Raw genomic sequence first — 25389 nt, 5'->3', positions numbered from 1 at the left:
TGTCACGGCAACTTATTGATCAAACACGCAGGTCAAAGCCACTTTCCTGCGCCCACAGGAAAATGATTTGACCGGGGTTGAGACAACGCTTGCACGGTAGGAGTGGCGTAAGCGGAAGTCAATGCGTTACTTCCGGGTAACGAGAGGCAGCAGGACGCTCCGCGCTATGAAAGCGCTGTCTCACGGGGCCTCTGAACAAGGCTCGCTGTGCTACCGTCCGTTACATGCCACCAGCTCAGCGACACCCCACGATGGCTGACGTCGCCGAACGGGCCGGGGTGTCCACGTCCACCGTCTCGCGGACCCTGCGCGGCCTGACCACCGTCTCGCCGGAGGTCCGCGCCCGCGTCGAACAGGCCGCCCGCGAACTGAACTTCGCCGTCTCCCGGCAGGCCGCGAGCCTTGTCACGGGCAGGACCGGGACCGTGGCGGTGCTCGTCCCCACCCTCAACGCGTGGTTCATGGGCTCGGCCCTCTCCAGCCTGGCCCCGCTGCTGCGGGCGGCGGGCATGGAGCTGACGGTCTACGTGATACCCGACCTCGCCGAGCGCACCTCGTTCTTCGACCGGCTGCCCGCCCGCCGGAACGCCGACGCGCTCCTGGTCTTCTCCTTCGACCTCACCGAGGAGGAGACGGACCGGCTGGACACGCTCGGGATGCCGGTCATCTATGTGAGCCAGCACGTCGACGGCCGCCCCAGCGTGTACGTCGACGACGTCGCCGGCGCCCTGCGCGGCACCCGGCACCTGCTCCACCTGGGCCACCGCCGGATCGCCTTCCTCAAGACGGTGGGCGCGAGCGGCTTCTCGTTCAGCTCCAACGAGCGGCTGCTCGGCTACCAGCAGGCGCTCACCGAAGCGGGCATCCCGCTCGACGACGACCTCGTGGCCGGACTGCCGGTCGGCGACAAACGGGCCACCGCCGAAGCGCTCGGAAAGCTGCTGAGCCTGCGCGAGCCGCCCACCGCCGTCTTCGCCGAACAGGACCAGGTCGCCGTCGCCGTCATCCGGGCCCTGCGCCGTACCCACATCGAGGTACCCGCGCAGATGTCCGTCCTGGGCTTCGACGACCAGCCGGCGGCCGACTGGTTCGACCTGTCCACCATCGCCCAGTCGCCCTCGGACATCGGCCGCGAGGCCGGCCGGCTGGCCCTGAGCCTCATCGACGACTCCGAGGCGGACCACGAGCAGCACATCGTGCTGCCCACCCATCTGATCCCACGGGCCACCACCGCGCCCGCCCCGCACGGCGAGCGGGACACCGACGGCGAACCTCCGCGCGCCTGAGGCCTTCCGCCGGACGAGTCCGGGAAAGGGGCCCGGTCGGATCCCCCTCGACCGGGCCCCTGCTCGTGCGGACTCGCCGTCAGTGGAACTGCGGCACGATCAGATAGATCCCGTACGCCACCACCGCCGCGCAGGCGAGGAAGCACAGGCCGGCCAGGGCCCGGCCCACGGTGGCGGCTCCGGCTCCGGCTTCGGCACGGTCGGCTTCGGCCCGGGACAGGCCCAGGACGCCGAAGGTGAAGACGACGACCACGGCGACGGTGACACCGAGGCTGACCGCGGCGACCTTGCCGAGGGCGGACCAGTCGACATGCATGGGGGCTCCCCGAGGGTTCAGGCGGCCGTGCCGACGTTCGTCGGGGCCGGGGTGCGGACGGTGACCTCGTGGTGGTCGTTGACGTTGTCGGCGCGCACCGGGTTACGGCGGGAAGCGGCGACGATGGCGCCGGCGAGGGCCACGGCGACCAGGGCGATGACCGCCGTACCGAGGTCGCCGCCGTGCTTGACCACGCTCGCCGCGAGGCCGCCGACCAGCGCGGCGGCGGGCAGGGTGATCAGCCAGGCCAACACCATGCGGCCGGCCACGCCCCAGCGGACCTCCGCGAGGCGGCGGCCCAGCCCCGCGCCCAGGATGCTGCCCGAGGCGACCTGGGTCGTGGACAGCGCGAAGCCCAGGTGGGCCGAGGTGAGGATCACGGTCGTGGAGGCCGTCTCGGCGGCGAAGCCCTGCGGTGACTGGATCTCCGCCAGGCCCTTGCCCATGGTGCGGATGATCCGCCAGCCGCCCAGGTAGGTGCCGAGACCGATGGCGAGGCCCGCCGCGCCGATCACCCACACCGGCGGGCCCGCGTCATGGCCGAGCGCGCCCGCCGAGATCAGGGTCAGCGTGATCACGCCCATCGTCTTCTGCGCGTCGTTGGTGCCGTGCGCGAGGGACACCAGGGAGGCGGAGGCAATCTGGCCGAGGCGGAAGCCCCTGGTCACCGAGTCCTGGCGGGCGCGGGTGGAGAGCTTGTAGGCGAGGTAGGTGGCGACCAGGGCGGCCACGCCGGCCACCACCGGCGAGGCCACGGCCGGGATCAGCACCTTGTCGACGACCTTGTCGAAGTGCACCCCGTGGGAGCCCGCACCGACCCAGACCGCGCCGATCAGGCCGCCGAAGAGGGCGTGGGAGGAGCTGGAGGGCAGCCCGGCGAGCCAGGTCAGCAGGTTCCACAGGATCGCGCCGACCAGCCCCGCGAAGATCATCGCCGGGCTGACCAGGGTGTCGTCGACGATCCCGCCGGAGATCGTCTTGGCCACCTCGGTGGAGAGGAAGGCCCCGACGATGTTGAGGATCCCGCTGACCAGGACCGCGGTGCGCGGCTTGAGGGCGCCGGTGGCGATGGAGGTGGCCATCGCGTTCGCGGTGTCGTGGAACCCGTTCGTGAAGTCGAACGCCAGTGCCGTGACGATGACGACCGCCACGAGGAACGTGATGTGGTCCATTCCCCAAGGCAAGCAAGAGCCGGCCAATGCGCGGAGAACTGAGGGCGAACGACGTGTCGAAGACGGGGGAGCCTGTTGTGCAGTCCAGTGCGAAATCGTTTCATCTCTCGATGTCGGTGCCCTGTGCCAAGCTGTGGACGTGACCCTGGAGGACCTCAGACGGCTGCGGCGCGTGCGCGACCGCATGGACCGTGAGTACGCCGAGCCGCTCGACATGACCGAGCTGGCCCGGGGCGCCCACATGTCCCCGGGCCACTTCCAGCGCAGCTTCCGCAAGGCCTTCGGGGAGACGCCGTACAGCTATCTGATGACCCGCAGGATCGAGCGCGCCAAGGCACTGCTGCGCCGGGGCGACCTCACCGTGACCGAGGTGTGCCTCGCCGTGGGGTGTACGTCGCTCGGCTCCTTCAGCTCCCGCTTCACCGAGCTGGTCGGGGAGACGCCGAGCGCCTACCGGGCCCGCGACCACGAGGAGAGCGCCGTGATCCCGTCCTGCGTGGCCCGTACGTTCACCCGCCCACGCCGCCGCTCGTACTGAACCGCGCGCCCCGGCCCGGATGGGCCTAGCGTGAGCGCATGGACGTGAAACTCAAGCAGTGCTTCATCGCGGTGGACGACCATGACAAGGCGCTCGCCTTCTACCGTGACGTGCTCGGCCTGGAGGTCCGCAACGACGTGGGCTTCGAGGGCATGCGCTGGGTGACGCTGGGCTCGCCGCTGCAACCGGACGTCGAGATCGTGCTGGAGCCGCCCGGCGCGAACCCGGACGCCTCCCCCGCCGACCGGCAGGCGCTCGCGGAGCTGCTCGCCAAGGGCATGCTGAGGGGTGTCATCTTCACGACCGAGGACTGCGACGCGCTGTTCGAGCGGGTGCGGGAGTCCGGCGCCGATGTGCTCCAGGAGCCGACGGACCAGCCGTACGGGGTGCGCGACTGTGCCTTCCGGGACCCGGCGGGCAACCAGCTGCGCTTCCTCCAGCGGCCCGCGGAGTGAAAGTCCGCGGACCTTCGGGGGGTTCGCGCCTAGACTCCAGGCCGTGATCATTCGCTGGACGTACGCCTTCGTCGACCGGCCCGCCGCGCGGCTACCCGAGGCGCGCGCCTTCTGGACCGCCGTCACCGGCACCCACGCCTCCGAACCCCGGGGCGAGCGGGGCGAGTTCATGACCCTGCTGCCCGAGGAGGCGGCCGGCGCGGACGCGTGTGTGAAGCTCCAGGGCGTCACCGAGGGCGACGGCGGCGCCCATCTCGACCTCTGCGCCGAGGACGTACGGGAAGTGACCGGGGCGGCCCTGGAACTCGGCGCGGAGCTGGTGGCGGACCACGGCGACTGGGCCGTACTGCGTTCTCCTGCGGGGCAGTTGTTCTGTGCCGTGCCCTGGCACGGCGAGACGGTACGGCCGCCGGTGGTGGCAGGCAGCCGACTGGACCAGGTGTGCCTGGACATCCCGCCGTCGGCGTACGCCGCCGAGTCGGACTTCTGGGCCGGTCTCACCGGCTGGGAGCGGCTGAAGGGGTCGCGGCCGGAGTTCGAGGTGCTGAAGCCGCCGGCGGGGCTGCCCGTGCGGATCCTGCTCCAGCGGCTCGACGCCGAGCGCCCCGCCTCCGCCCACCTCGACCTGGCCTGCGCGGACCTCGCCGCCGTCCGCGCCCGGCACGAGCAGCTCGGCGCCGTCGTGGTGGGTGGGGGCCCGCACTGGACGGTGCTGCGCGACCCGGCGGCCGGCAGCTACTGCCTGACCGGCCGCGACCCGAGCACCGGCGGCCTGCCGGACGCCGGCCGGTGAGACGGGCGACGAATGCCGGTCGGCGAACCGTCGTCCCATAGAGGCACACGACCCCCGTACGAGAGGCCGCCTCGGCCGGATCCGCCGGTGGGCTCGGCGGACAGGAGCGGTCGTCACCCCGCCGCTGCCGCAGGCGCCGGGCACCCGGCGTGCGGCGTCTACTGCCCGACCGGCCCCGGCCCGGACACCGGCGGCCTGCCGGACGCCGGCCGATAAGACAGGCGACGAATGCCGGTCGGCGAACCGTCGTCCCATAGAGGCACACGACCCCCGTACGAGAGGCCGCCTCGGCCCGAACCGCCCACGGACTCTTCGGACAGGAGCGGTCGTCACCCCGCCGCGGCCGCACGCGCTGGGCACCGGCGTGCGGCGTCTACTGCCCGACCGGCCGCGACCCGGACACCGGCAGCCTGCCCGACGCCGGCCGATGAGACGAGCGACGGACACCGGTCAGCGAGCCGTCGTCCTGTGGAGGCACACGACCCTCGTACGCGAGGCCGCTGCCGCGGGCGCCGGGCACCCAGCGGCCGGCGTCTACTGCCTGACCAGCCGCGACCCGGACACCGGCGGCCCGCCAGACGCCGGCCGATGAGACGGGCGACGGATACCGGGCAGCGAGCCGTCGTCCCGCCCCCGTGCGAGAGGTGGCCTCGGCCGGAACCGGCGAACAGGAGCGGTCGTCGCCTGGCAGCCGCCGCAGGCGCCGGGCATCCGGCGACTGACCGGTTCCGTGGTCGTCGTCCCAGACGTACGGCCCACGGGGCCGGGCGTCCTCCTGGAGCAGGAGCGTGAGTCCTCCCCCCAACGGCCACGGCGACCGCCCAGAGCATCACCGCCCATCGCCTGCCCGGTCACCCCCAGGGCTCCACGTCCACCACGGCCTCGGCCGGCACCGGACCGTACACATGCGGGAACTCCTCCCCGCCGGGCTCCACGGCCTCGTACTTCACCGGCGCGCCGACCAGGGCCGGGTCCACGACCAGCACGACCAGCTCGTCCGGGCCGTCGTAGTCGCCGTAGAGGAACTCGGCGATGCGCGGGAGCTGTTCGCGGGTGGAGAAGTGGATGAAGCCCTCCTCCTGGAGGGTGCGGCCACGGGTCGACAGCTCGTAGGTGCCGCGCTCGCGCGCCGCCTCCCACAGGGAGCGCTCGGTGATGTGGACGATGTACGGAAGTTTCGGCATGCGGCCACGCTACGGCCCCGGCCTGGCCGCGCGCGTCTCCTCAACCGGCACCGATGTCGTCCGCGCCGTCCATGACAGTGCGGATCACCACGGGGTAGTCGATCAGCCCCTCGGGACCGGGACAGCGGGTGACGCGTTCGGCGATCTCGGTGACCCGGTCCAGGCTCGCGCAGTCCACCACCCAGTAACCGGCCATCACCGCCTCGGTCTCGCCGTACGGGTCGTCGGTGATCACGGTCTCGCCGTCCGCGCCGCGCGCGACCAGCCGGGTCCGGGCGGGCTCGGCCAGGCCCTGGGCGTCGAGGAGTTCGCCGGACTCCGCGAGGTCGTCGTTGATCGCGTTCATGTACAGATACATGGCCTTGAGCCGCACCTCGCTCCAGGCCGGGGCGTGCCGGGTGGGCCGGCCGGCCATCGCGTCGTAGTCCGCCTGCGTACCCTGCACCATCACCAGGTACTTCATGGTCCGCTCCTTCGGCTCACGACCACCCGGCTCAGGTCTTCTCGGCCTCGGATTCACCGGGGCGCGGTTGCTCGGTCCCGTCGTCCGCGGCCACGGTCTCGACGGGCGCGCCGTAGGCCGCGCAGTCGGGGTTGCGGCAGGGGCCGGGGCCCCACACCGGCACCCAGGCGCCCAGCGTCTTGCGCCGACCGACGACCGTGTCGACGGGCTGCCCGCAGACGGGACAGACATGGTCCTCGCTGTCCATGTCCTCAGGGTAGGGCGGGCGGGGGTTCAGCGCTTCCTGCGGTACGTCCGCACCAGCGCGCCGTTGCCGAAGGCGCGCACCGAGTCCAGGGTGAACTCCTTGATGTCGAGACCGGTGCCGAACATCGGCATGCCGGCGCCGTAGACGATGGGGTAGGTCTTGATGAGCAGTTCGTCGATCTCCTCGAGCAGCGCGCCCGCGACCAGCGAACCACCGCACAGGTAGATGTCCAACCCGCCTTCCTCGGCCTTCAGTTCGCGCACCCGGCCGACCAGGTCGTCGGCGATGACCTCGACGTTCGGGTCGGGGGAGCTGCCCAGCGTGCGTGAGGCGACGTACTCGCGCAGATGGGCGTAGGGGCTGGTGATGCCCTCCTTCAGCGCCAGCTCGTAGCTGGCCCGGCCCTGGATGACGGTGTCGAACCGCTTGTTCTCCAGGTCGTCCAGGCCCATCGGCTTGCGGACGTGGGTGGGGAGGGTCTCCGGGAACTCCGTCCCGAGGAACGCGAGGTACTCCTCGTCCAGGAAGCGGAACATCGCGGAGCCGTCGCCGTGCTCGTCGCCGATGAAGCCGTCGAGCGAGCAGGCGATGAAGTACGTGAGCTTTCGCAAGCTTGGTCTCTTTTCGTAGGCTGCGGAGCGACCCGGTAACCACTCCACATGTAGTGCTTCATTTGTAGTACTCCGGTTGTAGTGGTGGCAAGGTCTTTCAGGGATGCTGTCGGGACCGAGGACAAGTGGGAGAGGGGATTCCGCATGGCGGGCAATCCGGAACGGCGGGCGGCGCTGGTGGACGCCGGGATCGCGGTGCTGGCACGGGAGGGCGCACGCGGGCTGACGTTCCGCGCGGTGGACGGCGAGGCGGGCGTACCCACGGGCACCGCCTCCAACTACTTCACCAACCGCGACGACCTGCTCCGTCAGATCGACGCCCGGCTGCATCTCCGGCTCGCGCCCGATCCGCAGGTGGTGCAGACGCTGCTGCGCGGGGCCCGCGACCGCTCCCTGGTCATGGCCTTCATGCGGGATCTCATGGACCGCGCCGTCCGCGACCGCACCGGCTATCTGGCCCTGCTGGAGATGCGTCTGGAGGCCACCCGGCGGCCCGAGCTGCGTGCCTCCTTCACCCGGTCGGTGCGCGGGGACCTGGAACAGGGCATGGCCTTCCACCGCCAGAGCGGTCTGCCCGGCGGCGACGAGACCGTCACCGTCCTCTATCTCGCGATGCTCGGCCTCATCCTGGAGCACCTGACACTCCCCGGCGTCCTGGACGGAGCTCTGGAGGGAGTGAGCGTGCCGGAGGGGCTGGTCGAGAGGATCGTGACGACGATCGTGCCCACCGAGTAGGCCGGCGGGGACGATCGCCGGACGGCTCGGCATGCCCCTGGGCCGGCTCGGAGAAGCTGCGCCGGCTCGGAGAAGCTGCGCCGGCTCGGAGAAGCGGCGGGCCCCGCGCACCGTGGGGATGCGCGGGACCCGCGTGGCCGGAGCCCCGGTGGCCGCACGGGGTCAGGAGCCGCGCGGGCCCGGGGCTCCGGGGTCTTCCCGGCTCCCGGTGCCGGCGGCGCTCAGCTCCTGCGCCGGGTCACGAACTCGGCGAGCGCCAGCAGACCGCCCGCCGCATCGGGGGCGGGGACCGCGCGGGACAGCTCCTGCATGGCACGGGCCATCCGGTCGGCCGCCTCGGCCTGCGCCCAGTCCCGGCCGCCGGCCAGCTCCACAGCCCGTGCCGTACGCGCGACGCCCTCGGCGTCACCGGGGACATGCGGCTTGCCGTACAGCTCGGCGAGTTCGGCCGCGGCCTCGGTGCCGGAGGCGAGGGCCGCCACCACGGGCAGCGACTTCTTGCGGGCGGCGAGATCGGCACCGGCCGGCTTACCGGTGCGCAGGGGGTCACCCCATATGCCGATGACGTCGTCGATCAGCTGGAAGGCGAGCCCGGCCTGGCGGCCGAAGCCGTCCAGCGCCGCCACCTCTTCCGGGCCCGCGCCCGCGTACAGCGCGCCGAGGGCGCAGGCGCAGCCCAGCAGCGCGCCGGTCTTCGCCTCGGCCATGGCGAGCACCTCGTCGAGGGTGACCTCGTCCGGGGCGCGGTGCTCCATGTCCGTGTCGGTGTGCTGACCGGCGCACAGCTCCATGACACAGTCCGCGAGCCGGGCCGCGGCCGGGCCGGAGGCCGGGTGCGGGTCCTCGGCGAGCAGCCGCAGGGCCAGCGCCTGCAGGGCGTCGCCGGCGAGGATCGCGTCGGTGTCGCCGAACACGGTCCAGGCGGTGGGCCGGTGCCGGCGGGAGGTGTCCCGGTCCATCACGTCGTCGTGCAACAGCGTGAAGTTGTGGACCAGTTCGACCGCCACCGCCGGCCGTACCGCCGCCGCGCGGGCTTGCGGTCCGCCGAGGGCGGCGGCCGCCGCCAGGACGAGCGCGGGCCGTATCGCCTTGCCGGCGTTGCCCGTTGCCGGGCTGCCGTCCGCCTGCTGCCAGCCGAAGTGGTAGAGCGCGATACGGCGCATCGGGGCGGGCAGCGACTCCACGGCCGCCCGCAGCTCCGGGTCGACGACGGCCCGGGTGCGCTCCAGGAGCGCCGGCGCCTCCTGCCCTTCGGCATGCCCCGCGGTCTGCCGTTCCGGATGCCGTCCCGGTTCTCCTTCGACCGGATCGGCACCGGTGTCGTCGCTCCTTCCCTGCCGTTCCGCCGCCGTGCCAGGGTGCGGCACGGCGGAGGAACGCTGCTCTGTCTCCGTCATGAACTCGGCCATGTCTCCCCCTCGCCAGGTCCGCGGACACCGGCAACGCCGGCCCGGCCGGACGCATATTCCGAGGGTCTACCCCTCCCTGCGGGCGGGGACACGGCCGCGAAGTGCGGAAACGTCACCTCCACCGGCCGATCTCGACGTTCTCCAGCACGCCGAGCGCGTCGGGCACCAGCACGGCGGCCGAGTAGTAGGCCGTCACCAGGTACTTGATGATGGCCTGTTCGTTGATGCCCATGAACCGCACGGACATGCTCGGCTCGATCTCGTCGGGGATGCCCGACTGCCGCAGGCCGATGACACCCTGGTCCTGCTCACCGGTACGCATCGCGATGATCGAGGTCGTGCGCTCCGGGGTGACCGGGATCTTGTTGCAGGGGTAGATGGGCACTCCGCGCCAGGTCGGGATGCGGTTGCCGCCGATCTCGACGGTCTCCGGGACGAGGCCGCGCTTGTTCAGCTCACGCCCGAACGCGGCGATCGCGCGAGGGTGGGCCAGGAACAGCTTGGTGCTGCGCCGGCGGCTGAGCAGCTCGTCCATGTCGTCCGGGCCGGGCACGCCGTCGTGCGGCTGGATCCGCTGGTCGTACTCGCAGTTGTGGAGCAGGCCGAAGTCGCGGTTGTTGATCAGTTCGTGCTCCTGGCGCTCCTTGAGCGCCTCGACCGTGAGCCTGAGCTGCTGCTCGGTCTGGTTCATCGGCTGGTTGTAGAGGTCGGCCACGCGCGTGTGGATGCGCAGCACGGTCTGGGCGATGCTCAGCTCGTACTCGCGGGGCCGCGCCTCGTAGTCCACGAAGGTGTGCGGGATGTCGGGCTCGCCGGAGTGGCCGGCCGCCAGCTCGACCTCCTTCTCGCCGTACTTGTTGGTCCGCTGCTCCGGCACCGAGCGCAGCTGTTCGAGGTGGTCGCGCAGGGTGTCCGAGCGCTCGGCGACCTGCTGGAAGTCCTGACGGCTGAGGATCAGCACGGTGGTCGCGGTGTCGGCGCGGACGGTGTACTCCCAGATGGCGTCCGGGTCCAGCAGCGCCTGCTCGCCGAAGTAGGCGCCGTCGGCGAGGACTCCGAGGACCGCGTCGTCGCCGTAGGGGCCGGTGCCGATCTTCTCGACCCTGCCGTGCGCCAGCAGGTACACCTCGCCCGTCTGGTTGCCGAAGTCGGCGATCACCTCGCCGGGCGCGAAGTCGCGCTGGCGGCAGCGCCGGGCGAGCTCCGTCAGCACCTCCTCGTCCTCGTACGAGCGCAGGGCCGGCAGTTCGCCGAGCTCGGCCGGGATGACCTCGACCTGGTCCCCGGTCTTGACGAAGGTGATGCGGCCGTCGCCGACGGAGTACGTCAGGCGCCGGTTGACGCGGTACGTGCCGCCCTGTACGTCGACCCACGGGAGTGTGCGCAGCAGCCAGCGGGAGCTGATCTCCTGCATCTGAGGAACGGACTTGGTCGTGGTGGCCAGGTTCCGCGCGGCCGCCGTCCCGAGGGACTGCTGCGGCTTGCCCTGATCCGTGCGGACCTCTTCGCCTACCGACATAGAGAATTGCCTCCCAGGTATGCCCGGCACCGAATCGCAGGGGGCACCGGTCTCGGTATCCGAGCTTCCATCACGGAACGTGGCCGTGCCATTACCCGAAAGAGCGGGAATGGATCATCGGATCACCGGGCACGAAGAGGGGCTCCGGTCCAGCGCCCCGGGACGCCGCAGACCCGCGCCACCTGGCCGGATCGGCTCGCACAGTGTGCGAACGACGTGCTCCGGGGCGTCCGGTTTCGGTAGAGGTGTCGGTACACGGACCGGCATGGCACGAAGGAGGCGGCATGGCCCCACCCATGTCCGCGAGCGGGTTTCTGGACGCACTGCGAGCGGAGGGCGTCGCGGTCGTCGAGGTCGGCGACTGGCGGAACCACAACCGCAACCACAAGGGCCCGTGGGGGCCCGTCCACGGCGTGATGATCCACCACACGGTGACCCGGGGCAGCGCGCACACCGTGCAGGTCTGCCGGGACGGCCATCCGGGGCTGCCGGGCCCGCTGTGCCACGGCGTGATCACCAAGGACGGCACGGTCCACCTGGTCGGCTACGGCCGCGCCAACCACGCCGGCCTCGGCGACGACGACGTGCTGCGGGCCGTCATCGCCGAGAAGGCGCTGCCGCCGGACAACGAGGCCGGCACCGACGGCAACCGGCACTTCTACGGCTTCGAGTGCGAGAACCTGGGCGACGGGGAGGATCCGTGGCCCGAGGCCCAGCTGGACGCGATCGAGCGGGTCGCCGCCGCGGTGTGCCGCCCGCACGGGTGGACCGAGAGGTCGGCCATCGGCCACTTGGAGTGGCAGCCGGGGAAAGTGGATCCGCGGGGGCTCGGCATGGACTGGCTGCGGGATCGCGTGGCCGAGCGACTGAAGGGATAGCGCGGCAGGGCCTCCTTGCCGGACGCGAACGAGCGGGTCGCCGCCGCGGTGTGCCGCCCGCACGGGTGGACCGAGAGGTCGGCCATCGGCCACTTGGAGTGGCAGCCGGGGAAAGTGGATCCGCGGGGGCTCGGCATGGACTGGCTGCGGGATCGCGTGGCCGAGCGACTGAAGGGATAGCGCGGCAGGGCCTCCTTGCCGTCGCCTGTGCCGGTGAGCGTCCCAGCCGGGCCCGGCCCCGGTGCCGGGCGACAATGGAGCGGTGACCAGCCGGACCGCCCTCGCCCCCCGCCTCCCCTCCCCCCTCCAGGAGGTCGGGGACGACCGGTTCGGGCGGCGCGGGCTCCGGCTCCTCCTCAAGCGGGACGATCTGATCCACCCCGACCTCGTCGGCAACAAGTGGCGCAAGCTCGTGCCGAACATCGAGGCCGCGGCAGGGCGGCCGCTGGTCACCTTCGGCGGGGCCTACTCCAACCACCTGCGGGCCACCGCCGCAGCGGGCCGGATCCTCGGGCTGGCGACCACCGGCGTGGTCCGCGGCCAGGAGCTGGCCGACCGTCCGCTCAACCCCTCGCTCGCCCGGTGCGCGGCGGACGGCATGCGGCTGCACTTCGTCGATAGAGCGACATATCGCCGCAAGACCGACCCCGAGACCCTGGATGCGGTCCTGCGCGCGGCCGGGGCCGAGGAGGCGTACGTCGTGCCCGAAGGCGGCAGCAACAGCGCGGCCGTCCACGGCTGCCGGGCGCTGGGAGCGGAGCTGCGCGGGTTCGCCGATGTCGTCGGCGTCGCCTGCGGCACCGGTGGCACGCTCGCCGGGCTGGCCGCGGGTCTGGCCCAGGGGCAGCGGGCGCTCGGCGTGCCGGTCCTCAGGGGCGGCTTCCTGGCAGACGACGTACAGGCACTGCAGGAACGTGCCTTCGGCGGCCGTACCGGCTCCTGGTCGCTGGACGAGCGTTTCCACTTCGGCGGGTACGCCCGCACGACACCCGCACTGCACGCGTTCGCCGAGGACTTCGAGGACCGCCACGGGCTGCCCGTCGAACGTCTCTATGTCGCCAAGTTGCTCTACGGACTGGTCACCCTCGCGGAGGAGGGCGCCTTCGCGCGCGGGACGACGGTCGCCGCCGTCATCACCGGGCGGCCGTTCCCGTAGCGCTACTCCGCCTCCCGGTAGGCCGCCGCCTCCTCCAGGTCCAGGCGTCTGAGCAGCGCGCGCAGCATCTCGTCGTCGATGTAGCGGTGGTCGCGGAGCTTGACGAAGACCTCGCGTTCGGCGCCGATCATCTCGCGCGAGAGGCGGCGGTAGGTGTCGTCGACGGACTCGCCGGTGATGGGGTTGGTCTGGCCGAGGCGCTCCCAGACGGCGTTGCGGCGGCGCTCCAGGACCGTGCGCAGCCGGTCGGCCAGCGGCGGGGGCAGTTCGTTGCGTTCGTCGGCGAGAAGGGCGTCGAGGCGCCTCTCGGCGGCCCGGGAGGCCTGCGCCTGGGCGTTGGCCTCGGCGAGGGTCTCGGCCTGCGCGTCACGGCCGGGGAACTTCATCAGGCGGATCAGCGGCGCGAGCGTCAGGCCCTGCACCACGAGGGTGCCGATGACCGTGGTGAAGGTCAGGAAGAGGATCAGGTTCCGCTGCGGGAAGGGGGCGCCGCCGTGCACCGTGAGCGGGATCGAGAAGGCGATGGCCAGGGACACCACACCGCGCATGGCGGCCCACGACGCCACGGCCGGCGCCCGCCAGGTGGGGTTGTCCTCGCGTTCCCGGATGTGGCGGAAGAGCAGCCGGGGCAGGAAGGCCGACGGATACACCCAGACGAACCGGGCCACGACGACCACGAGGAAGACCGCGATGGCGTACCAGGCCGCGTCACGGCCCTCGTACGCGCCCAATCCCTTGAGGATGGTGGGCAGTTGGAGCCCGATCAGGGCGAACACCGCCGACTCCAGCACGAACGCGACCATCCGCCACACCGCGTCCTCCTGGAGCCGGGTGGCGAAGTCGACCTCCCACGCGTGGTGCCCGAGGTACACCGCGACCACGACGACCGCGAGGACCCCGGAGCCGTGGAACTGCTCGGCGACGCCGTAGGCGACGAACGGGATCAGCAGGGAGAGGGTGTTCTGGAGCAGGGCCTCCTTCAGGTGGGTGCGCAGCCAGTGGATCGGCACCATGAGCACCAGGCCGACCACGACACCCCCGATGGCGGCCCTCAGGAACTCGCCGAACCCGTCGGCCCAGGTGGCGCCCGCGCCGACGGCCGCGCCGAGGGCCACCTTGTAGGCGGTGATCGCGGTGGCATCGTTGAGCAGGGACTCGCCCTGGAGGATGGTGGTGAGCCGGGAGGGCAGGCCGACCCGGCGCGCGATCGCCGCGGCCGCGACCGCGTCCGTCGGCGCCACCACCGCGCCCAGCACCAGCGCGGCGGGCAGCGGCAGCCCCGGTACGACGAGATAGGCGACCCAGCCGACGGCGAAGGTCGCGAAGAGCACGTACCCGATCGACAGCAGCCCCACCGGCCGCATCTGGGCGCGCAGGTCCAGGTACGAGCTCTCCGTGCCCTCCTTGTACAGCAGCGGCGGCAGCACCAGCGGCAGGACGACCTGCGGGTCCAGGGTGTAGGGCGGGATCCCGGGGATGTACGAGACCGCGAGGCCCACGGCGACCAGCAGCAGCGGTGCCGGCACCGGAGTGCGCCGGGCGGCCCCCGCGATCGCCGCACTGCCCGCCACCAGCAACAGCAGCGGCATCACGTCCATGATCCTCCCCCACCCTCGTTTTCCGCGCGGCCACCCGCACGCCCGTCGTAATCTGGCAATCATGAAACAGTGCACGCACTCCGACGCGCTGCCGCACCCGGAGCCGGATCCGCTCGCCCCGACCTGCCCGGAGTGCCTGCGCGACGGCACGCACCCCGTGCAGCTGCGGCTGTGCCTCACCTGCGGCCACGTCGGCTGCTGCGACTCCTCGCCCGGACGGCACGCGACGCAGCACCACGAGACGACCGGTCACCCGGTGATGCGGACCTTCGAGCCCGGCGAGGACTGGCGGTGGTGCTTCGTGGACCACGTGCTCGTCTGACCCTCTTACGAGCGGGTTCCCGGGTGATCGCATTCCCGCTCGACCGTGTTCTCGTGTGACACTGCATGCGGCGGCGACCGCACGACGGTTCGAGCGTCGGACGTCTGGGTACGTCAACCCGGCGCACGCTCTTCCCATTTGGGCCCGCAAACCCTCTAGACACGGAGCGTATGCGCAGCTTTACTGTGAGTGACGTCAGGGGGGTTGGGGTCCCGGGACAGGACCGTTCGGAGCGCGATAGCGTCACCGCGGAACCACGTACGCGTTACCCCGGGGGGCGACCCCCCCGGCCCCGTAAAGCTTGTACCACCATGGAGGTGAGGGTGTCCCAGATCGCAGGCGAGCCCGCGGCGAACCAGGACTTCGTGGAAGTCCGGCTGCCGGCCGCGGGTGCCTACCTGTCGGTGCTGCGGACGGCCACGGCCGGTCTGGCGGCCCGCTTGGACTTCACCCTGGACGAGATCGAGGACCTGCGCATCGCCGTGGACGAGGCCTGCGCGATCCTGCTCCAGCAGGCCGTGCCCGGCTCCGTGCTCAGCTGTGTCTTCCGGCTCGTCGACGACTCGCTGGAGGTCACGGTCTCGGCGCCGACCACGGACGGTCACGCCCCCTCGCGGGACACCTTCGCCTGGACCGTGCTCTCGGCCCTCGCGGGCAAGGTCTCGTCCGCCGTCGACGAGGACAAGACCGTGTCGATCAGCCTCTACAAACAGCGCGGCGCGGGCCCTGGCCCGGCGTGAGGAACGGGGACGGTCCGGTGCGGGACGAAGAGCGCGGCACACGCGAGCTGCCGGCCGGGGACGGGGGTGCCCCCTGGCCCAGCACGGGCGAGGTCTCCGGGGAGTCTCCCGGGGACGGCTCCCGGCGCATGGCGGACGGCATCGACGGCATCCCCGAGCAGGCCAGGCCACACCCGGAGGACGACTCCGCGCGGATCGCCGGTGACGGTGCCGTGCAGGACGTACCGCCGGAAGGGCCCGGCGGCGCCGGGCCCACCGGCCGCACGGGGGCCAGGGCTGCTCGGGGAAGGGCTACGGGCGGGACGATGAGCGAGCACGAGCGGTACGCCGACGACGAGGCGCTGAGCGCGGAGGCCGTGCAGGCGGTACAGCACGACCCGGCGGACCGCAGCGGGGCGCGGGCGATGTTCGTGGAGCTGCGCAAGCTGAACGCGGGCAGCGCGGAGTACGCGGAGCTGCGCAATCAGCTGGTGCGTATGCATCTGCCGCTCGTGGAGCACCTGGCGCGCCGGTTCCGCAACCGCGGCGAGCCGCTCGACGACCTCACCCAGGTCGCCACGATCGGGCTGATCAAGTCCGTCGACCGGTTCGACCCGGAGCGCGGCGTGGAGTTCTCCACGTACGCCACCCCGACCGTGGTCGGCGAGATCAAGCGGCACTTCCGCGACAAGGGCTGGGCGGTCCGCGTGCCGCGCCGGCTGCAGGAGCTGCGGCTCGCGCTGACCACGGCGACGGCCGAGCTGTCCCAGCTGCACGGCCGCTCCCCCACGGTCCACGAGCTGGCCGAGAAGCTCGCGATCTCCGAGGAGGAGGTCCTGGAGGGCCTGGAGTCCGCCAACGCGTACTCCACGCTGTCCCTGGACGTCCCCGACACCGACGACGAGTCCCCGGCGGTCGCCGACACCCTCGGCGCGGAGGACGAGGCGCTGGAGGGCGTGGAGTACCGGGAGTCCCTCAAGCCGCTGCTGGAGGATCTGCCGCCGCGGGAGAAGCGGATCCTGCTGCTGCGCTTCTTCGGGAACATGACCCAGTCGCAGATCGCTCAGGAGGTCGGCATCTCCCAGATGCACGTCTCCCGGCTGCTGGCCCGCACCCTGGCCCAGCTGCGGGAGAAGCTGCTCGTCGAGGAGTGAGGGCGCTTACTCCGTGCGACCCGGGCCCTTGATCCCGAGGGCCCGGGTCGTCTCTCCGTTGACGAGGAGGACCAGTGCCGCCACGGCGACCACCGCGAGGGCGATGCCGGCCGGGATGGCCATGCTGTCGGCCTTGAGCAGGTTGTAGGCGATCGGCAGTGCCATGATCTGGGTGATCACCGCGGGGCCGCGGCTCCAGCCGCGCCGCAGCAGCAGCCCGCGCGCGGCGAGCAGCGGCAGCAGCGCGAGCACGACCAGCGTGATGCCCAGGGTCACGGCCTGCTGCCGGTCGTCCGGGTCTCCGGTGAGCCCGAGCACGAGCACCCACAGCCCGCCGACCGCCAGCGCGACACCTTCGAGGGCGGCCAGCACGGCGGCGTAGGTCAGCCGGCGGGGACGGCCCGCCGCGCCGGCTTCGGCGGTGTCGGCGGGGTCGGGGCCGGGGTTCTGCTCACTGCTCACCCCAGCAGGGTAGCGGGGCCGGTGTCGGGCGTCCGGAACGGGGCGCGGGGAACCACGGAGCGCCAAGTGTCCAGTGTCACGCCATCACCTCTTACCCGATCCCTACCTCGGTATGGGCCCGGTACCCCCCAGTAGGTACGCTGCAGTCCATGCGTGCACTTCTCGTGGTCAACCCGGCGGCAACCACCACAAGCGCACGCAGGCGTGACGTGCTGATCCACGCGCTGGCGAGCGAGATGAAGCTCGAGGCGGTCACCACCGAGTACCGCGGGCACGCGCGCGACCTCGGCCGGCAGGCGGCGGACAGCGACGACATCGACCTGGTCGTGGCCCTCGGCGGTGACGGCACGGTCAACGAGGTCGTCAACGGCCTGCTGCACGCCGGACCCGACCCCGAGCGTCTGCCCGGTCTCGCCGTCGTACCCGGCGGCTCCACCAACGTCTTCGCCCGCGCCCTGGGCCTGCCCAACGACCCGGTCGAGGCCACCGGCGCCCTGCTGGACGCGCTGCGGGAGCGCCGGGAGCGGGTCGTCGGCCTCGGGCTGACCTCGGGTACGCCCGGCACCGAGGACGAGGCGGTCCCGGACCGCTGGTTCACCTTCAACGCGGGACTGGGGTTCGACGCGGGTGTCGTCGGCCGGGTGGAGCAGCAGCGCGAGCGCGGGAAGAAGTCGACGCACGCGCTGTACGTACGTCAGGTGGTCCGGCAGTTCCTCGGTGAGCCCAACCGCCGGCACGGCTCGATCACGTTGGAGCGAACGGGTGAGGATCCGATCGCCGATCTTGTGGTCGCCATAGTCTCGAACACGTCCCCTTGGACGTATCTCGGCAATCGCCCCATGTACACGTCGCCTAAGGCCTCGTTCGATACCGGCATCGACGTGCTCGGTCTCAGCCGCCTGTCGACCGCCGCGGTTGCCCGGTATGGCACCCAGTTGCTCACTTCGTCCCCCGAGCGCGGACCCCATGGTCGACATGTCGTCTCGCTGCACGATCTGGACCAGTTCACCTTGCATTCGAAGGTTCCTCTGCCCCTGCAGATGGACGGTGACCACCTGGGACTGCGTAGGAGCGTGACGTTCACAGGCGTACGCCGTGCACTGCGTGTGATTGTGTGAGCGGAACAGGCAAAAGTCCTTTCACTCGAACGTTTAGGCCAGGATCCACCCCATGGAAGTACGGCTGTGACCTAGTCGACACCGAGGAATCAAAAAAAACTTTCCGGAAGGGGTTGTATCCGTCGCTGAGGTTTGCGAGTCTCTACGTGGCGATCGGGACGGCCCGCAACACCGGCCTCCACTGATCACCGGAACCCCTCTTCAAACCAAGGACCACGCCGGGGAAGACTCGGCGGTCGGCCCTTCACTTGTTGAGGGATTCGTGAAAGCGTTCACATTCACAAGCAACCTGCACGTAATACGTTCAGAGAACCTAGGAGAGGTAGCAGCCATGGACTGGCGTCACAACGCCGTTTGCCGCGAGGAAGACCCCGAGCTCTTCTTCCCCATCGGCAACACCGGTCCTGCGCTGCTGCAGATCGAGGAAGCCAAGGCCGTCTGCCGTCGCTGCCCGGTGATCGAGCAGTGTCTGCAGTGGGCGCTCGAGTCCGGTCAGGACTCCGGCGTCTGGGGTGGTCTCAGCGAGGACGAGCGCCGCGCCATGAAGCGCCGCGCCGCCCGCAACCGGGCTCGTCAGGCCTCCGCCTGACATACCCACCCCTGCTGACAGCCTGAGCTTGGCGGCGCGTGCAGCACGCACGCATCTCCCGCCCCCGAGCCGCAGCGCGCAGTATCCCCCGATGCGCTTAGCCATATAGCAGAGCAGCAACGAGCACGAGCCTCGGACCAACGGCGGTCCGGGGCTTTTTGCTGTCCGCGCCGGGCCGCGCCTACCGGCAAAGCCCCCTTCGCCGTACGCCGGTTGGGCTACTTCTGCGCCCGCACCGGAATATCGAGGATCACCCTGGTCCCCCGCCCCGGCGCCGGCACCATGTCGAACGTGCCGCCCAACTCGCCCTCAACCAGCGTCCGTACGATCTGCAGCCCGAGGTTGCCCGAGCGGTGCGGGTCGAAGTTCTCGGGCAGGCCGACGCCGTCGTCCTGGACGGTGACGAGGAGTCGGGCCTCCTTGGTCGTACCGCCGCGGACCGCGGAGACCTCGACCGTGCCCGTGTCGCCCTCGCGGAAGCCGTGCTCCAGGGCGTTCTGCAGGACCTCGGTGAGCACCATCGACAGCGGGGTGGCCACCTCGGCGTCGAGGATCCCGAACCGCCCGCTGCGCCGGCCGGTCACCTTGCCCGGCGAGATCTCGGCGACCATCGCCAGCACCCGGTCGGCGATGTCGTCGAACTCCACGCGCTCATCCAGGTTCTGAGACAGCGTCTCATGCACGATCGCGATGGAGCCGACCCGGCGGACGGCCTCCTCCAGGGCCTCCCGGCCGCGCTCGGACTCGATGCGCCGGGCCTGCAGCCGCAGCAGCGCGGCGACCGTCTGGAGGTTGTTCTTCACCCGGTGGTGGATCTCCCGGATGGTCGCGTCCTTCGTTATCAACTCGCGCTCGCGACGGCGCAGTTCGGTGACGTCCCGGCACAGCACCAGCGAACCGATCCGGGTGCCCTTGGGCTTGAGCGGGATCGCCCGGAACTGGATGACGCCGTCGTTGGCCTCGATCTCGAACTCGCGCGGCGCCCAGCCGCTGGCCGCCTTGGCGAGCGCCTCGTCGACCGGACCCCGGGTGGGGGCGAGCTCGGCGGTGGTCTGCCCGAGGTGCTGGCCGACCAGGTCGGCGGCGAGGCCCAGGCGGTGGTAGGCGGACAGCGCGTTCGGGGAGGCGTACTGGACGATGCCGTCGCCGTCCAGCCGGATCAGGCCGTCGCCGACGCGCGGCGAGGCGTCCATGTCGACCTGCTGGTCGGGGAAGGGGAACGATCCCGCCGCGATCATCTGCGCGAGGTCGGAGGCGCTCTGGAGGTAGGTCAGCTCCAGGCGGCTCGGGGTGCGGACGGTGAGCAGGTTGGTGTTGCGGGCGATCACACCGAGGACGCGGCCCTCGCGCCGCACGGGGATGGACTCGACCCGTACGGGGACCTCTTCGCGCCACTCCGGGTCGCCCTCGCGCACGATCCGGCCCTCGTCCAGCGCCGCGTCCAGCATGGGCCGCCGGCCGCGCGGGACCAGGTGGCCGACCATGTCGTCCTGGTAGGAGGTGGGGCCGGTGTTGGGGCGCATCTGGGCGACCGAGACGTACCGGGTGCCGTCCCGGGTGGGGACCCACAGAACCAGGTCGGCGAAGGAGAGGTCGGAGAGCAGCTGCCACTCCGAGACCAGCAGATGGAGCCACTCGAGGTCGGAGTCGTCGAGGGCGGTGTGCTGGCGGACCAGTTCGTTCATGGAGGGCACGTCTGCGAGCGTACCCGCACGTTTGAACATGGCTGAAAAACATCTGCGGCCGGGCCCCGAAACACCCGCGGGCCGCGGCGCCTGGAAGGGACCCTCAACCCTCCCGGCACCGCAGCCCGGAGCATCATCGGCCGTGGGGTGTGCGGTCCCGGTCGGCCGAAGGTCGAGGAGCCGGGGCAGTCAGGGCAGAGAGCACCGGTTCCTCGGTCCGCCTTCCTGTGCGGGGAAGGCGGAGGCTTGTTCACTTGGATGTCCACTGGTGATTCTGGACTAGACCACAACGATGTGTCCATGGTCTTGTCGGCATGCACGACGACCGGTAACACCGACGCACAAGACCGGTGCACCCCGTGCACGGAAGTGATGGCACCCGATGCCATGCAGACTAGCCCGCGCAGGTCACCCTTGGGGCCAGATGGACAGGGCAATTTCCGCGAGCGCTTCCAGTTCCCCACGGCTCGCTCCGTCGCGGGCCTGCTGGGACATGCCCTGGACCATGGCGCCGGTGTGCCGGGCGAGGGCGGCGGCGTCGGTGCCGGCCGGGAGCCGCCCCGCCGCGACGTCCGCCCGGATCCGCGACTCGAAGGCGGCGATGTCCGCGTTGCGCCGATCGCGCAGCAGCCGCGCCACCTCGGGGCTGGTGCAGTTGGTGGCGGCGTGCACGACCAGGCAGCCGTAGGGGTGGGCGGGGTCGGTGTACGCGGCGGCGGCCTCGCGCAGCATGCGCGCGACGGCGGCGCGGGCGGTGGGCTCCTCGGCGAGGGCGCGCTCGCCGAAGGCGCCGTGGGTGGCGGTGTAGAGCCGCACGACCTCCTCGAACAGCGACCGCTTGTCACCGAAGGCCGCGTACAGGCTGGGAGTGCCGATGCCCATGATGTGGGTGAGGTCGGCGACCGAGGTGGCCTCGTAGCCGTGCTCCCAGAAGGCCATGAGCGCCTTCTCCAGGGCGGTGGCACGATCGAAGGAGCGCGGGCGGCCCCGCGATCTGGAGGCTCCGGCCCGTGTGCTCGTGTCCTGACCGCTCACCATGGGAGGGCACTTTATAGCGGCCCTTGGAGAAGTGCGGGGCCCGCGGAACCACAGGGCGGGCGCACTCCCCCGGGGACCCGGTTCTGTTAGATTGGTCTAAACCACATAGACGTCCAGAGCCCACTTCAGAACGGCAGGCCCAGCGTGGAAGTTGTCATCGTTCCGGACGCCGCGGCGGGCGGCGAGCTGATCGCCGAGGCCATGGCGCAGCTGCTGCGACGCAAGCCCGACGCCCTGCTCGGCGTGGCCACCGGCTCCACCCCGCTGCCCATCTACCAGGCGCTCACCGCGAAGGTGCGCTCCGGCGCCGTGGACACCTCGCGGGCGCGCATCGCCCAGCTCGACGAGTACGTGGGGCTGCCCGCCGACCACCCCGAGTCCTACCGCTCGGTGCTGCGCCGGGAGGTCCTGGAGCCGCTCGGCATCGGCATGGACAAGTTCCTCGGACCCGACGGCACCGCAGAGGACGTCCGGGCGGCCTGCGCGGCGTACGACCGTGCGCTCGCCGAGGCCGGCGGGGTGGACCTGCAGCTGCTCGGGATCGGCACCGACGGGCACATCGGCTTCAACGAGCCCTGTTCGTCCCTCGCCTCGCGCACCCGGATCAAGACGCTGACCGAGCAGACCCGCGTCGACAACGCCCGCTTCTTCGACGGCGACATCGCGCAGGTGCCGCACCACGTCATCACCCAGGGCATCGGCACCATCCTGGAGGCACGGCACCTGGTGCTGCTGGCGACCGGCGAGGGCAAGGCGGACGCCGTCGCCGCGACCGTCGAGGGCCCGGTCGCGGCCGTCTGCCCGGCCTCCGCGCTCCAGCTGCACCCGCACGCCACGGTGGTCGTCGACGAGGCGGCCGCGTCCAAGCTGAAGCTGGCCGACTACTTCCGGCACACCTACGCGGGCAAGCCGGACTGGCAGGGGATCTGACGCCGGCTCGCCCCTATGGACTAGACCAGCCTTGGTCACCACTGTATATAGAGGGGATCACGGAGCGTGCGGGTGGAGTCCTGACAGAGGAACCCGTGCCACGATGTGAGCCGTGGCCGATGGGATGTCGGTCGCTTTCGGCATCCGGAGCCGGGAAGGCAGAGCATGAGCACCGACGTCAGCAGTGCGGAGAACGAGGCCGGCACCACCGTCCGTACGGCGCGCGTGCCCAAGTACTACCGCCTGAAGAAGCACCTGCTCGACATGACGGAGACCCAGGCGCCGGGCACGCCGGTCCCGCCCGAGCGCACGCTGGCGGCCGAGTTCGACACCTCCCGCACCACCGTCCGCCAGGCCCTGCAGGAGTTGGTGGTCGAGGGGCGCCTGGAGCGCATCCAGGGCAAGGGCACCTTCGTGGCCAAGCCCAAGGTGTCCCAGGCGCTCCAGCTCACCTCCTACACCGAGGACATGCGCGCCCAGGGCCTGGAGCCGACCTCGCAGCTGCTGGACATCGGGTACATCACCGCCGACGACCGGCTCGCCGGGCTGCTCGACATCGCCGCCGGCGGACGGGTGCTGCGCATCGAGCGGCTGCGCATGGCCAACGGCGAGCCGATGGCCATCGAGACCACCCACCTGAGCGCCAAGCGCTTCCCGGCCCTGCGCCGCTCCCTGGTGAAGTACACGTCCCTCTACACCGCCCTCGCCGAGGTCTACGACGTCCACCTCGCCGAGGCCGAGGAGACCATCGAGACCTCGCTGGCCACCCCGCGCGAGGCGGGCCTGCTCGGCACCGACGTGGGCCTGCCGATGCTGATGCTCTCCCGCCACTCCCTGGACCACGAGGGCAAGCCGGTGGAGTGGGTGCGCTCGGTGTACCGGGGCGACCGGTACAAGTTCGTCGCGCGGCTGAAGCGGCCGGTCGAGTAGGACCCGCGGACCGTCGCTGAATCGATATACCGAGATCCGGACGAGGTCTTCCGCTTCCATGGCACCGTCACCTACATTGCCTGCGCATTACACAGGTGATCAGCGAGGGGACGGAGCCGTGCCATGTCCGAAACGCCTGAAGTGAAACCACCGGTGGTGACACCGGTACGCGTGGTCATCGGCCTGTGTCTATTCGCGCCCTTCGTGGCGATGCTCTGGGTCGGTTCCTACGCCAAGACGGACCCCGCCTTCATCGGGATCCCGTTCTTCTACTGGTACCAGATGGCCTGGGTACTGATCTCCACCGCGCTCACGATGACCGCGTACAAGCTGTGGCAGCGCGACCAGCGCGGCCGCGCCTCCCAGAAGGGCGGTGAGGTGAAGTGAAGGACGGCGTCAACGGCGTCGCGCTCGGCGTCTTCATCTTCTTCTTCCTGGCCGTCACGGTCGTGGGCTTCCTCGCCGCCCGCTGGCGCAGGGCCGAGAACGAGCACTCCCTGGACGAGTGGGGTCTGGGCGGACGGTCGTTCGGCACCTGGATCACATGGTTCCTGCTCGGCGGCGACCTGTACACGGCGTACACCTTCGTCGCCGTACCGGCGGCGATCTACGCGGCGGGCGCGGCCGGCTTCTTCGCGGTGCCGTACACGATCCTGGTCTACCCGCTGATCTTCACGTTCCTGCCGCGCCTGTGGTCGGTCTCGCACCGCCACGGGTACGTCACCACCTCCGACTTCGTCCGGGGCCGCTTCGGCTCCAAGGGCCTGTCGCTGGCGGTGGCGCTGACCGGCATCCTGGCGACGATGCCGTACATCGCGCTCCAGCTCGTCGGCATCCAGGCGGTGCTGGACGTGATGGGCGTCGGCGGGGACGGCAGCACCAACTGGTTCGTGCGGGACCTGCCCCTGCTGATCGCGTTCGGCGTGCTCGCGGCGTACACCTACTCGTCCGGCCTGCGCGCCCCCGCCCTGATCGCGTTCGTCAAGGACACGCTGATCTACATCGTCATCGCGGTGGCGATCATCTACATCCCGATCAAGCTGGGCGGCTTCGACGACATCTTCGCCAAGGCGGGCCACGCCTTCAGCCAGGTCAACCCGGCGACGGGCAAGCCGCGCGGCGCGCTCGCGCCTCCGGAGGCCGGCCAGTGGACGTACGCGACCCTGGCCCTGGGCTCCGCGCTCGCGCTCTTCATGTACCCGCACTCGATCACCGCGACCCTGTCCTCCAAGAGCCGTGAGGTGATCCGCCGCAACACCACCATCCTGCCGCTGTACTCCCTGATGCTCGGCCTGCTGGCCCTGCTGGGCTTCATGGCGATCGCGGCCGGGGTCAAGGTCACCAACGGCCAGCTGGCCATCCCGCAGCTGTTCGAGAACATGTTCCCTGACTGGTTCGCGGGCGTGGCCTTCGCGGCGATCGGCATCGGCGCCCTGGTCCCCGCGGCGATCATGTCGATCGCGGCGGCGAACCTCTTCACCCGCAACATCTACAAGGACTTCATCAAGCCGGACGCGACGCCGAAGCAGGAGGCCCAGGTCTCCAAGGTCGTCTCGCTGCTGGTGAAGGTCGGCGCGCTGGTCTTCGTGCTGACGATGGACAAGACAGTGGCGATCAACTTCCAGCTGCTGGGCGGCATCTGGATCCTGCAGACCTTCCCGGCCCTGGTCGGCGGGCTGTTCACCCGCTGGTTCCACCGCTGGGCCCTGCTCGCCGGCTGGGCGGTCGGCATGGTGTACGGCACGGTCGCCGCGTACGGCGTCGCCTCCCCGACGCAGAAGCACTTCGGCGGCTCGGCGAAGGAGATCCCCGGCATCGGCGAGATCGGCTACATCGGCCTCACGGCCTTCGTCCTCAACGTCGTGGTCACCGTGGTCCTCACCTTCGTCCTCAAGGCCGTGAAGGCCCCCGAGGGCGCCGACGAGACCAAGCCGGAGGACTACACGGCGGACGCGGGCGACCCGGGGGTCCAGGTGGAGCTGCCGCCGGCCACCGCGGGCGCCGGTCACTGAGCGACTGCCGTACGACGGGCCGCCGGAGGAAATCCGGCGGCCCGTTGTCGTACCCCTCGGGCAGACTCGG

At 71.0% G+C, this 25389-nt stretch carries 28 protein-coding genes and 1 pseudogene; 17 read left to right on the top strand and 12 right to left on the bottom strand.

The genetic code is table 11. From position 1 onward, the window contains the following. Positions 1 to 251 precede the first annotated feature (251 nt). Positions 252 to 1286 (top strand): LacI family DNA-binding transcriptional regulator, encoded by a 1035-nt coding sequence (locus tag ACQPXS_RS30365; protein ID WP_433456016.1) that lies wholly within the window; start codon positions 252 to 254, stop codon positions 1284 to 1286. A gap of 79 nt (positions 1287 to 1365) precedes the next feature. On the opposite strand, the gene ACQPXS_RS30360 is transcribed toward ACQPXS_RS30365, so the two are convergent. Both ACQPXS_RS30360 and ACQPXS_RS30355 read right to left on the bottom strand, forming a co-directional pair. Then, a complete protein-coding gene (locus tag ACQPXS_RS30360; RefSeq protein WP_433452428.1) occupies positions 1366 to 1602 on the bottom strand; it encodes a hypothetical protein in 237 nt (78 codons plus the stop codon). 17 nt (positions 1603 to 1619) lie between these two features. Further along, a complete protein-coding gene (locus ACQPXS_RS30355) occupies positions 1620 to 2774 on the bottom strand; it encodes an anion permease (RefSeq protein ID WP_433452427.1) in 1155 nt (384 codons plus the stop codon). Between the two features lie 139 nt (positions 2775 to 2913). Between ACQPXS_RS30355 and ACQPXS_RS30350 the strand changes: the two genes are divergently transcribed. From ACQPXS_RS30350 to ACQPXS_RS30340, 3 genes are read left to right on the top strand one after another with little or no spacing between them, the layout of a single operon-like run. Further along, positions 2914 to 3312: a helix-turn-helix transcriptional regulator gene (locus tag ACQPXS_RS30350; RefSeq protein ID WP_399173121.1), complete on the top strand. Its 399-nt coding sequence runs from the start codon at positions 2914 to 2916 to the stop codon at positions 3310 to 3312. A gap of 38 nt (positions 3313 to 3350) precedes the next feature. Beyond that, on the top strand, positions 3351 to 3767 hold the full coding sequence (locus ACQPXS_RS30345) for a VOC family protein (RefSeq protein WP_351799586.1): 417 nt from the start codon (positions 3351 to 3353) through the stop codon (positions 3765 to 3767). Positions 3768 to 3810: 43 nt separating this feature from the next. Further along, positions 3811 to 4560 carry a VOC family protein gene (locus tag ACQPXS_RS30340; RefSeq protein ID WP_433452425.1) on the top strand — a complete coding sequence of 250 codons (750 nt, stop codon included), beginning with the start codon at positions 3811 to 3813 and terminating at the stop codon, positions 4558 to 4560. 851 nt (positions 4561 to 5411) lie between these two features. Here ACQPXS_RS30340 and ACQPXS_RS30335 read toward each other — a convergent pair. The 4 genes from ACQPXS_RS30335 to ACQPXS_RS30320 are packed head-to-tail and all read right to left on the bottom strand — an operon-like array spanning position 5412 to position 7065. Continuing rightward, positions 5412 to 5744 (bottom strand): DUF952 domain-containing protein, encoded by a 333-nt coding sequence (locus ACQPXS_RS30335; protein WP_433452424.1) that lies wholly within the window; start codon positions 5742 to 5744, stop codon positions 5412 to 5414. A gap of 40 nt (positions 5745 to 5784) precedes the next feature. Continuing rightward, positions 5785 to 6207, bottom strand: a complete 423-nt coding sequence (locus tag ACQPXS_RS30330) for a YciI family protein (RefSeq protein ID WP_351799579.1) — start codon at positions 6205 to 6207, stop codon at positions 5785 to 5787. A 31-nt stretch (positions 6208 to 6238) separates the two neighbouring features. Then, entirely contained in the window at positions 6239 to 6454 is a 216-nt protein-coding gene (locus ACQPXS_RS30325) for a hypothetical protein (protein WP_433452423.1), read from the bottom strand. A 26-nt stretch (positions 6455 to 6480) separates the two neighbouring features. Next, positions 6481 to 7065 (bottom strand): dihydrofolate reductase family protein, encoded by a 585-nt coding sequence (locus ACQPXS_RS30320; RefSeq protein ID WP_365322270.1) that lies wholly within the window; start codon positions 7063 to 7065, stop codon positions 6481 to 6483. Between the two features lie 144 nt (positions 7066 to 7209). Between ACQPXS_RS30320 and ACQPXS_RS30315 the strand changes: the two genes are divergently transcribed. After that, positions 7210 to 7800, top strand: coding sequence for a TetR/AcrR family transcriptional regulator (locus tag ACQPXS_RS30315; RefSeq protein ID WP_433452421.1), 591 nt, complete (start codon positions 7210 to 7212; stop codon positions 7798 to 7800). A gap of 221 nt (positions 7801 to 8021) precedes the next feature. Here the strand turns inward: ACQPXS_RS30315 and ACQPXS_RS30310 are convergent, their stop codons facing one another. Together ACQPXS_RS30310 and ACQPXS_RS30305 are read right to left on the bottom strand one after the other, a co-directional pair. Then, complete coding sequence (locus ACQPXS_RS30310; protein ID WP_433452419.1) at positions 8022 to 9197, bottom strand: family 2 encapsulin nanocompartment cargo protein polyprenyl transferase; 1176 nt, start codon at positions 9195 to 9197, stop codon at positions 8022 to 8024. Between the two features lie 124 nt (positions 9198 to 9321). After that, positions 9322 to 10728, bottom strand: coding sequence for a family 2B encapsulin nanocompartment shell protein (locus ACQPXS_RS30305; RefSeq protein WP_433452418.1), 1407 nt, complete (start codon positions 10726 to 10728; stop codon positions 9322 to 9324). Between the two features lie 284 nt (positions 10729 to 11012). On the opposite strand from ACQPXS_RS30305, the gene ACQPXS_RS30300 reads away from it, so the two are divergent. The 3 genes and pseudogenes from ACQPXS_RS30300 (at position 11013) to ACQPXS_RS30290 (ending at position 12762) form a co-directional block, all read left to right on the top strand. Then, on the top strand, positions 11013 to 11606 hold the full coding sequence (locus tag ACQPXS_RS30300) for an N-acetylmuramoyl-L-alanine amidase (protein ID WP_433452417.1): 594 nt from the start codon (positions 11013 to 11015) through the stop codon (positions 11604 to 11606). A 21-nt stretch (positions 11607 to 11627) separates the two neighbouring features. Then, positions 11628 to 11786, top strand: a pseudogene (locus tag ACQPXS_RS30295) (N-acetylmuramoyl-L-alanine amidase); the annotation flags it as partial. Between the two features lie 82 nt (positions 11787 to 11868). After that, positions 11869 to 12762, top strand: a complete 894-nt coding sequence (locus ACQPXS_RS30290) for a 1-aminocyclopropane-1-carboxylate deaminase/D-cysteine desulfhydrase (protein WP_433452416.1) — start codon at positions 11869 to 11871, stop codon at positions 12760 to 12762. Positions 12763 to 12764: 2 nt separating this feature from the next. On the opposite strand, the gene ACQPXS_RS30285 is transcribed toward ACQPXS_RS30290, so the two are convergent. Next, positions 12765 to 14360, bottom strand: a complete 1596-nt coding sequence (locus tag ACQPXS_RS30285; protein ID WP_433452415.1) for a Na+/H+ antiporter — start codon at positions 14358 to 14360, stop codon at positions 12765 to 12767. 61 nt (positions 14361 to 14421) lie between these two features. On the opposite strand from ACQPXS_RS30285, the gene ACQPXS_RS30280 reads away from it, so the two are divergent. From ACQPXS_RS30280 to ACQPXS_RS30270, 3 genes are all read left to right on the top strand, one after another. Then, positions 14422 to 14682: a UBP-type zinc finger domain-containing protein gene (locus ACQPXS_RS30280; RefSeq protein WP_356312896.1), complete on the top strand. Its 261-nt coding sequence runs from the start codon at positions 14422 to 14424 to the stop codon at positions 14680 to 14682. A gap of 323 nt (positions 14683 to 15005) precedes the next feature. Further along, positions 15006 to 15422 (top strand): anti-sigma regulatory factor, encoded by a 417-nt coding sequence (locus ACQPXS_RS30275; RefSeq protein WP_009190566.1) that lies wholly within the window; start codon positions 15006 to 15008, stop codon positions 15420 to 15422. After that, positions 15419 to 16555: an RNA polymerase sigma factor SigF gene (locus tag ACQPXS_RS30270; protein ID WP_351799559.1), complete on the top strand. Its 1137-nt coding sequence runs from the start codon at positions 15419 to 15421 to the stop codon at positions 16553 to 16555. The genes ACQPXS_RS30275 and ACQPXS_RS30270 overlap by 4 nt, the downstream gene beginning before the upstream one ends. Before the next feature lie 6 nt (positions 16556 to 16561). Here ACQPXS_RS30270 and ACQPXS_RS30265 read toward each other — a convergent pair whose 3' ends face one another. Continuing rightward, a complete protein-coding gene (locus ACQPXS_RS30265; protein ID WP_433452413.1) occupies positions 16562 to 17017 on the bottom strand; it encodes a hypothetical protein in 456 nt (151 codons plus the stop codon). A gap of 149 nt (positions 17018 to 17166) precedes the next feature. Between ACQPXS_RS30265 and ACQPXS_RS30260 the strand changes: the two genes are divergently transcribed. Together ACQPXS_RS30260 and ACQPXS_RS30255 are read left to right on the top strand one after the other, a co-directional pair. Then, positions 17167 to 18135 (top strand): diacylglycerol/lipid kinase family protein, encoded by a 969-nt coding sequence (locus ACQPXS_RS30260; RefSeq protein WP_433452412.1) that lies wholly within the window; start codon positions 17167 to 17169, stop codon positions 18133 to 18135. Between the two features lie 331 nt (positions 18136 to 18466). Further along, positions 18467 to 18724, top strand: a complete 258-nt coding sequence (locus tag ACQPXS_RS30255) for a WhiB family transcriptional regulator (RefSeq protein WP_003992873.1) — start codon at positions 18467 to 18469, stop codon at positions 18722 to 18724. Between the two features lie 218 nt (positions 18725 to 18942). Here the strand turns inward: ACQPXS_RS30255 and ACQPXS_RS30250 are convergent, their stop codons facing one another. Both ACQPXS_RS30250 and ACQPXS_RS30245 read right to left on the bottom strand, forming a co-directional pair. Continuing rightward, entirely contained in the window at positions 18943 to 20418 is a 1476-nt protein-coding gene (locus ACQPXS_RS30250; RefSeq protein ID WP_433452409.1) for a sensor histidine kinase, read from the bottom strand. A gap of 399 nt (positions 20419 to 20817) precedes the next feature. Next, a complete protein-coding gene (locus ACQPXS_RS30245) occupies positions 20818 to 21447 on the bottom strand; it encodes a TetR/AcrR family transcriptional regulator (protein ID WP_433452407.1) in 630 nt (209 codons plus the stop codon). A gap of 144 nt (positions 21448 to 21591) precedes the next feature. Here ACQPXS_RS30245 and nagB point away from each other — a divergent pair, with 144 nt between their 5' ends. The 4 genes from nagB to mctP all read left to right on the top strand — a co-directional run bounded on the left by nagB (position 21592) and on the right by mctP (position 25319). Continuing rightward, positions 21592 to 22377, top strand: a complete 786-nt coding sequence (gene nagB, locus ACQPXS_RS30240) for a glucosamine-6-phosphate deaminase (RefSeq protein ID WP_433452405.1) — start codon at positions 21592 to 21594, stop codon at positions 22375 to 22377. A gap of 165 nt (positions 22378 to 22542) precedes the next feature. Further along, complete coding sequence (locus ACQPXS_RS30235; protein ID WP_351799543.1) at positions 22543 to 23307, top strand: GntR family transcriptional regulator; 765 nt, start codon at positions 22543 to 22545, stop codon at positions 23305 to 23307. 123 nt (positions 23308 to 23430) lie between these two features. Next, entirely contained in the window at positions 23431 to 23694 is a 264-nt protein-coding gene (locus ACQPXS_RS30230) for a DUF3311 domain-containing protein (protein WP_351799540.1), read from the top strand. After that, entirely contained in the window at positions 23691 to 25319 is a 1629-nt protein-coding gene (gene mctP / locus ACQPXS_RS30225) for a monocarboxylate uptake permease MctP (protein ID WP_356312909.1), read from the top strand. The genes ACQPXS_RS30230 and mctP overlap by 4 nt, the downstream gene beginning before the upstream one ends. The last annotated feature ends 70 nt before the right edge of the window (positions 25320 to 25389 follow it).

Source organism: Streptomyces sp. CA-142005 (assembly GCF_050942335.1).
GTDB lineage: Bacteria > Actinomycetota > Actinomycetes > Streptomycetales > Streptomycetaceae > Streptomyces.
The sequence above is the reverse complement of the archived record's forward strand: the minus strand, read 5'-3'. Positions and strand labels throughout refer to the sequence as shown.

What these genes read in the sequence shown, in the direction of transcription:
- ACQPXS_RS30360 (WP_433452428.1), bottom strand. Translation starts at nt 1,602, where the DNA reads ATGCATGTCGACTGGTCCGCCCTCGGCAAGGTCGCCGCGGTCAGCCTC.
- ACQPXS_RS30235 (WP_351799543.1), top strand. Translation starts at nt 22,543, where the DNA reads ATGAGCACCGACGTCAGCAGTGCGGAGAACGAGGCCGGCACCACCGTC.
- ACQPXS_RS30255 (WP_003992873.1), top strand. Translation starts at nt 18,467, where the DNA reads ATGGACTGGCGTCACAACGCCGTTTGCCGCGAGGAAGACCCCGAGCTC.
- ACQPXS_RS30330 (WP_351799579.1), bottom strand. Translation starts at nt 6,207, where the DNA reads ATGAAGTACCTGGTGATGGTGCAGGGTACGCAGGCGGACTACGACGCG.
- ACQPXS_RS30305 (WP_433452418.1), bottom strand. Translation starts at nt 10,728, where the DNA reads ATGTCGGTAGGCGAAGAGGTCCGCACGGATCAGGGCAAGCCGCAGCAG.
- ACQPXS_RS30260 (WP_433452412.1), top strand. Translation starts at nt 17,167, where the DNA reads ATGCGTGCACTTCTCGTGGTCAACCCGGCGGCAACCACCACAAGCGCA.
- ACQPXS_RS30365 (WP_433456016.1), top strand. Translation starts at nt 252, where the DNA reads ATGGCTGACGTCGCCGAACGGGCCGGGGTGTCCACGTCCACCGTCTCG.
- ACQPXS_RS30325 (WP_433452423.1), bottom strand. Translation starts at nt 6,454, where the DNA reads ATGGACAGCGAGGACCATGTCTGTCCCGTCTGCGGGCAGCCCGTCGAC.
- ACQPXS_RS30315 (WP_433452421.1), top strand. Translation starts at nt 7,210, where the DNA reads ATGGCGGGCAATCCGGAACGGCGGGCGGCGCTGGTGGACGCCGGGATC.
- ACQPXS_RS30310 (WP_433452419.1), bottom strand. Translation starts at nt 9,197, where the DNA reads ATGACGGAGACAGAGCAGCGTTCCTCCGCCGTGCCGCACCCTGGCACG.
- ACQPXS_RS30345 (WP_351799586.1), top strand. Translation starts at nt 3,351, where the DNA reads ATGGACGTGAAACTCAAGCAGTGCTTCATCGCGGTGGACGACCATGAC.
- ACQPXS_RS30285 (WP_433452415.1), bottom strand. Translation starts at nt 14,360, where the DNA reads ATGGACGTGATGCCGCTGCTGTTGCTGGTGGCGGGCAGTGCGGCGATC.
- ACQPXS_RS30230 (WP_351799540.1), top strand. Translation starts at nt 23,431, where the DNA reads ATGTCCGAAACGCCTGAAGTGAAACCACCGGTGGTGACACCGGTACGC.
- ACQPXS_RS30245 (WP_433452407.1), bottom strand. Translation starts at nt 21,447, where the DNA reads ATGGTGAGCGGTCAGGACACGAGCACACGGGCCGGAGCCTCCAGATCG.
- ACQPXS_RS30335 (WP_433452424.1), bottom strand. Translation starts at nt 5,744, where the DNA reads ATGCCGAAACTTCCGTACATCGTCCACATCACCGAGCGCTCCCTGTGG.
- ACQPXS_RS30280 (WP_356312896.1), top strand. Translation starts at nt 14,422, where the DNA reads ATGAAACAGTGCACGCACTCCGACGCGCTGCCGCACCCGGAGCCGGAT.
- ACQPXS_RS30300 (WP_433452417.1), top strand. Translation starts at nt 11,013, where the DNA reads ATGGCCCCACCCATGTCCGCGAGCGGGTTTCTGGACGCACTGCGAGCG.
- ACQPXS_RS30355 (WP_433452427.1), bottom strand. Translation starts at nt 2,774, where the DNA reads ATGGACCACATCACGTTCCTCGTGGCGGTCGTCATCGTCACGGCACTG.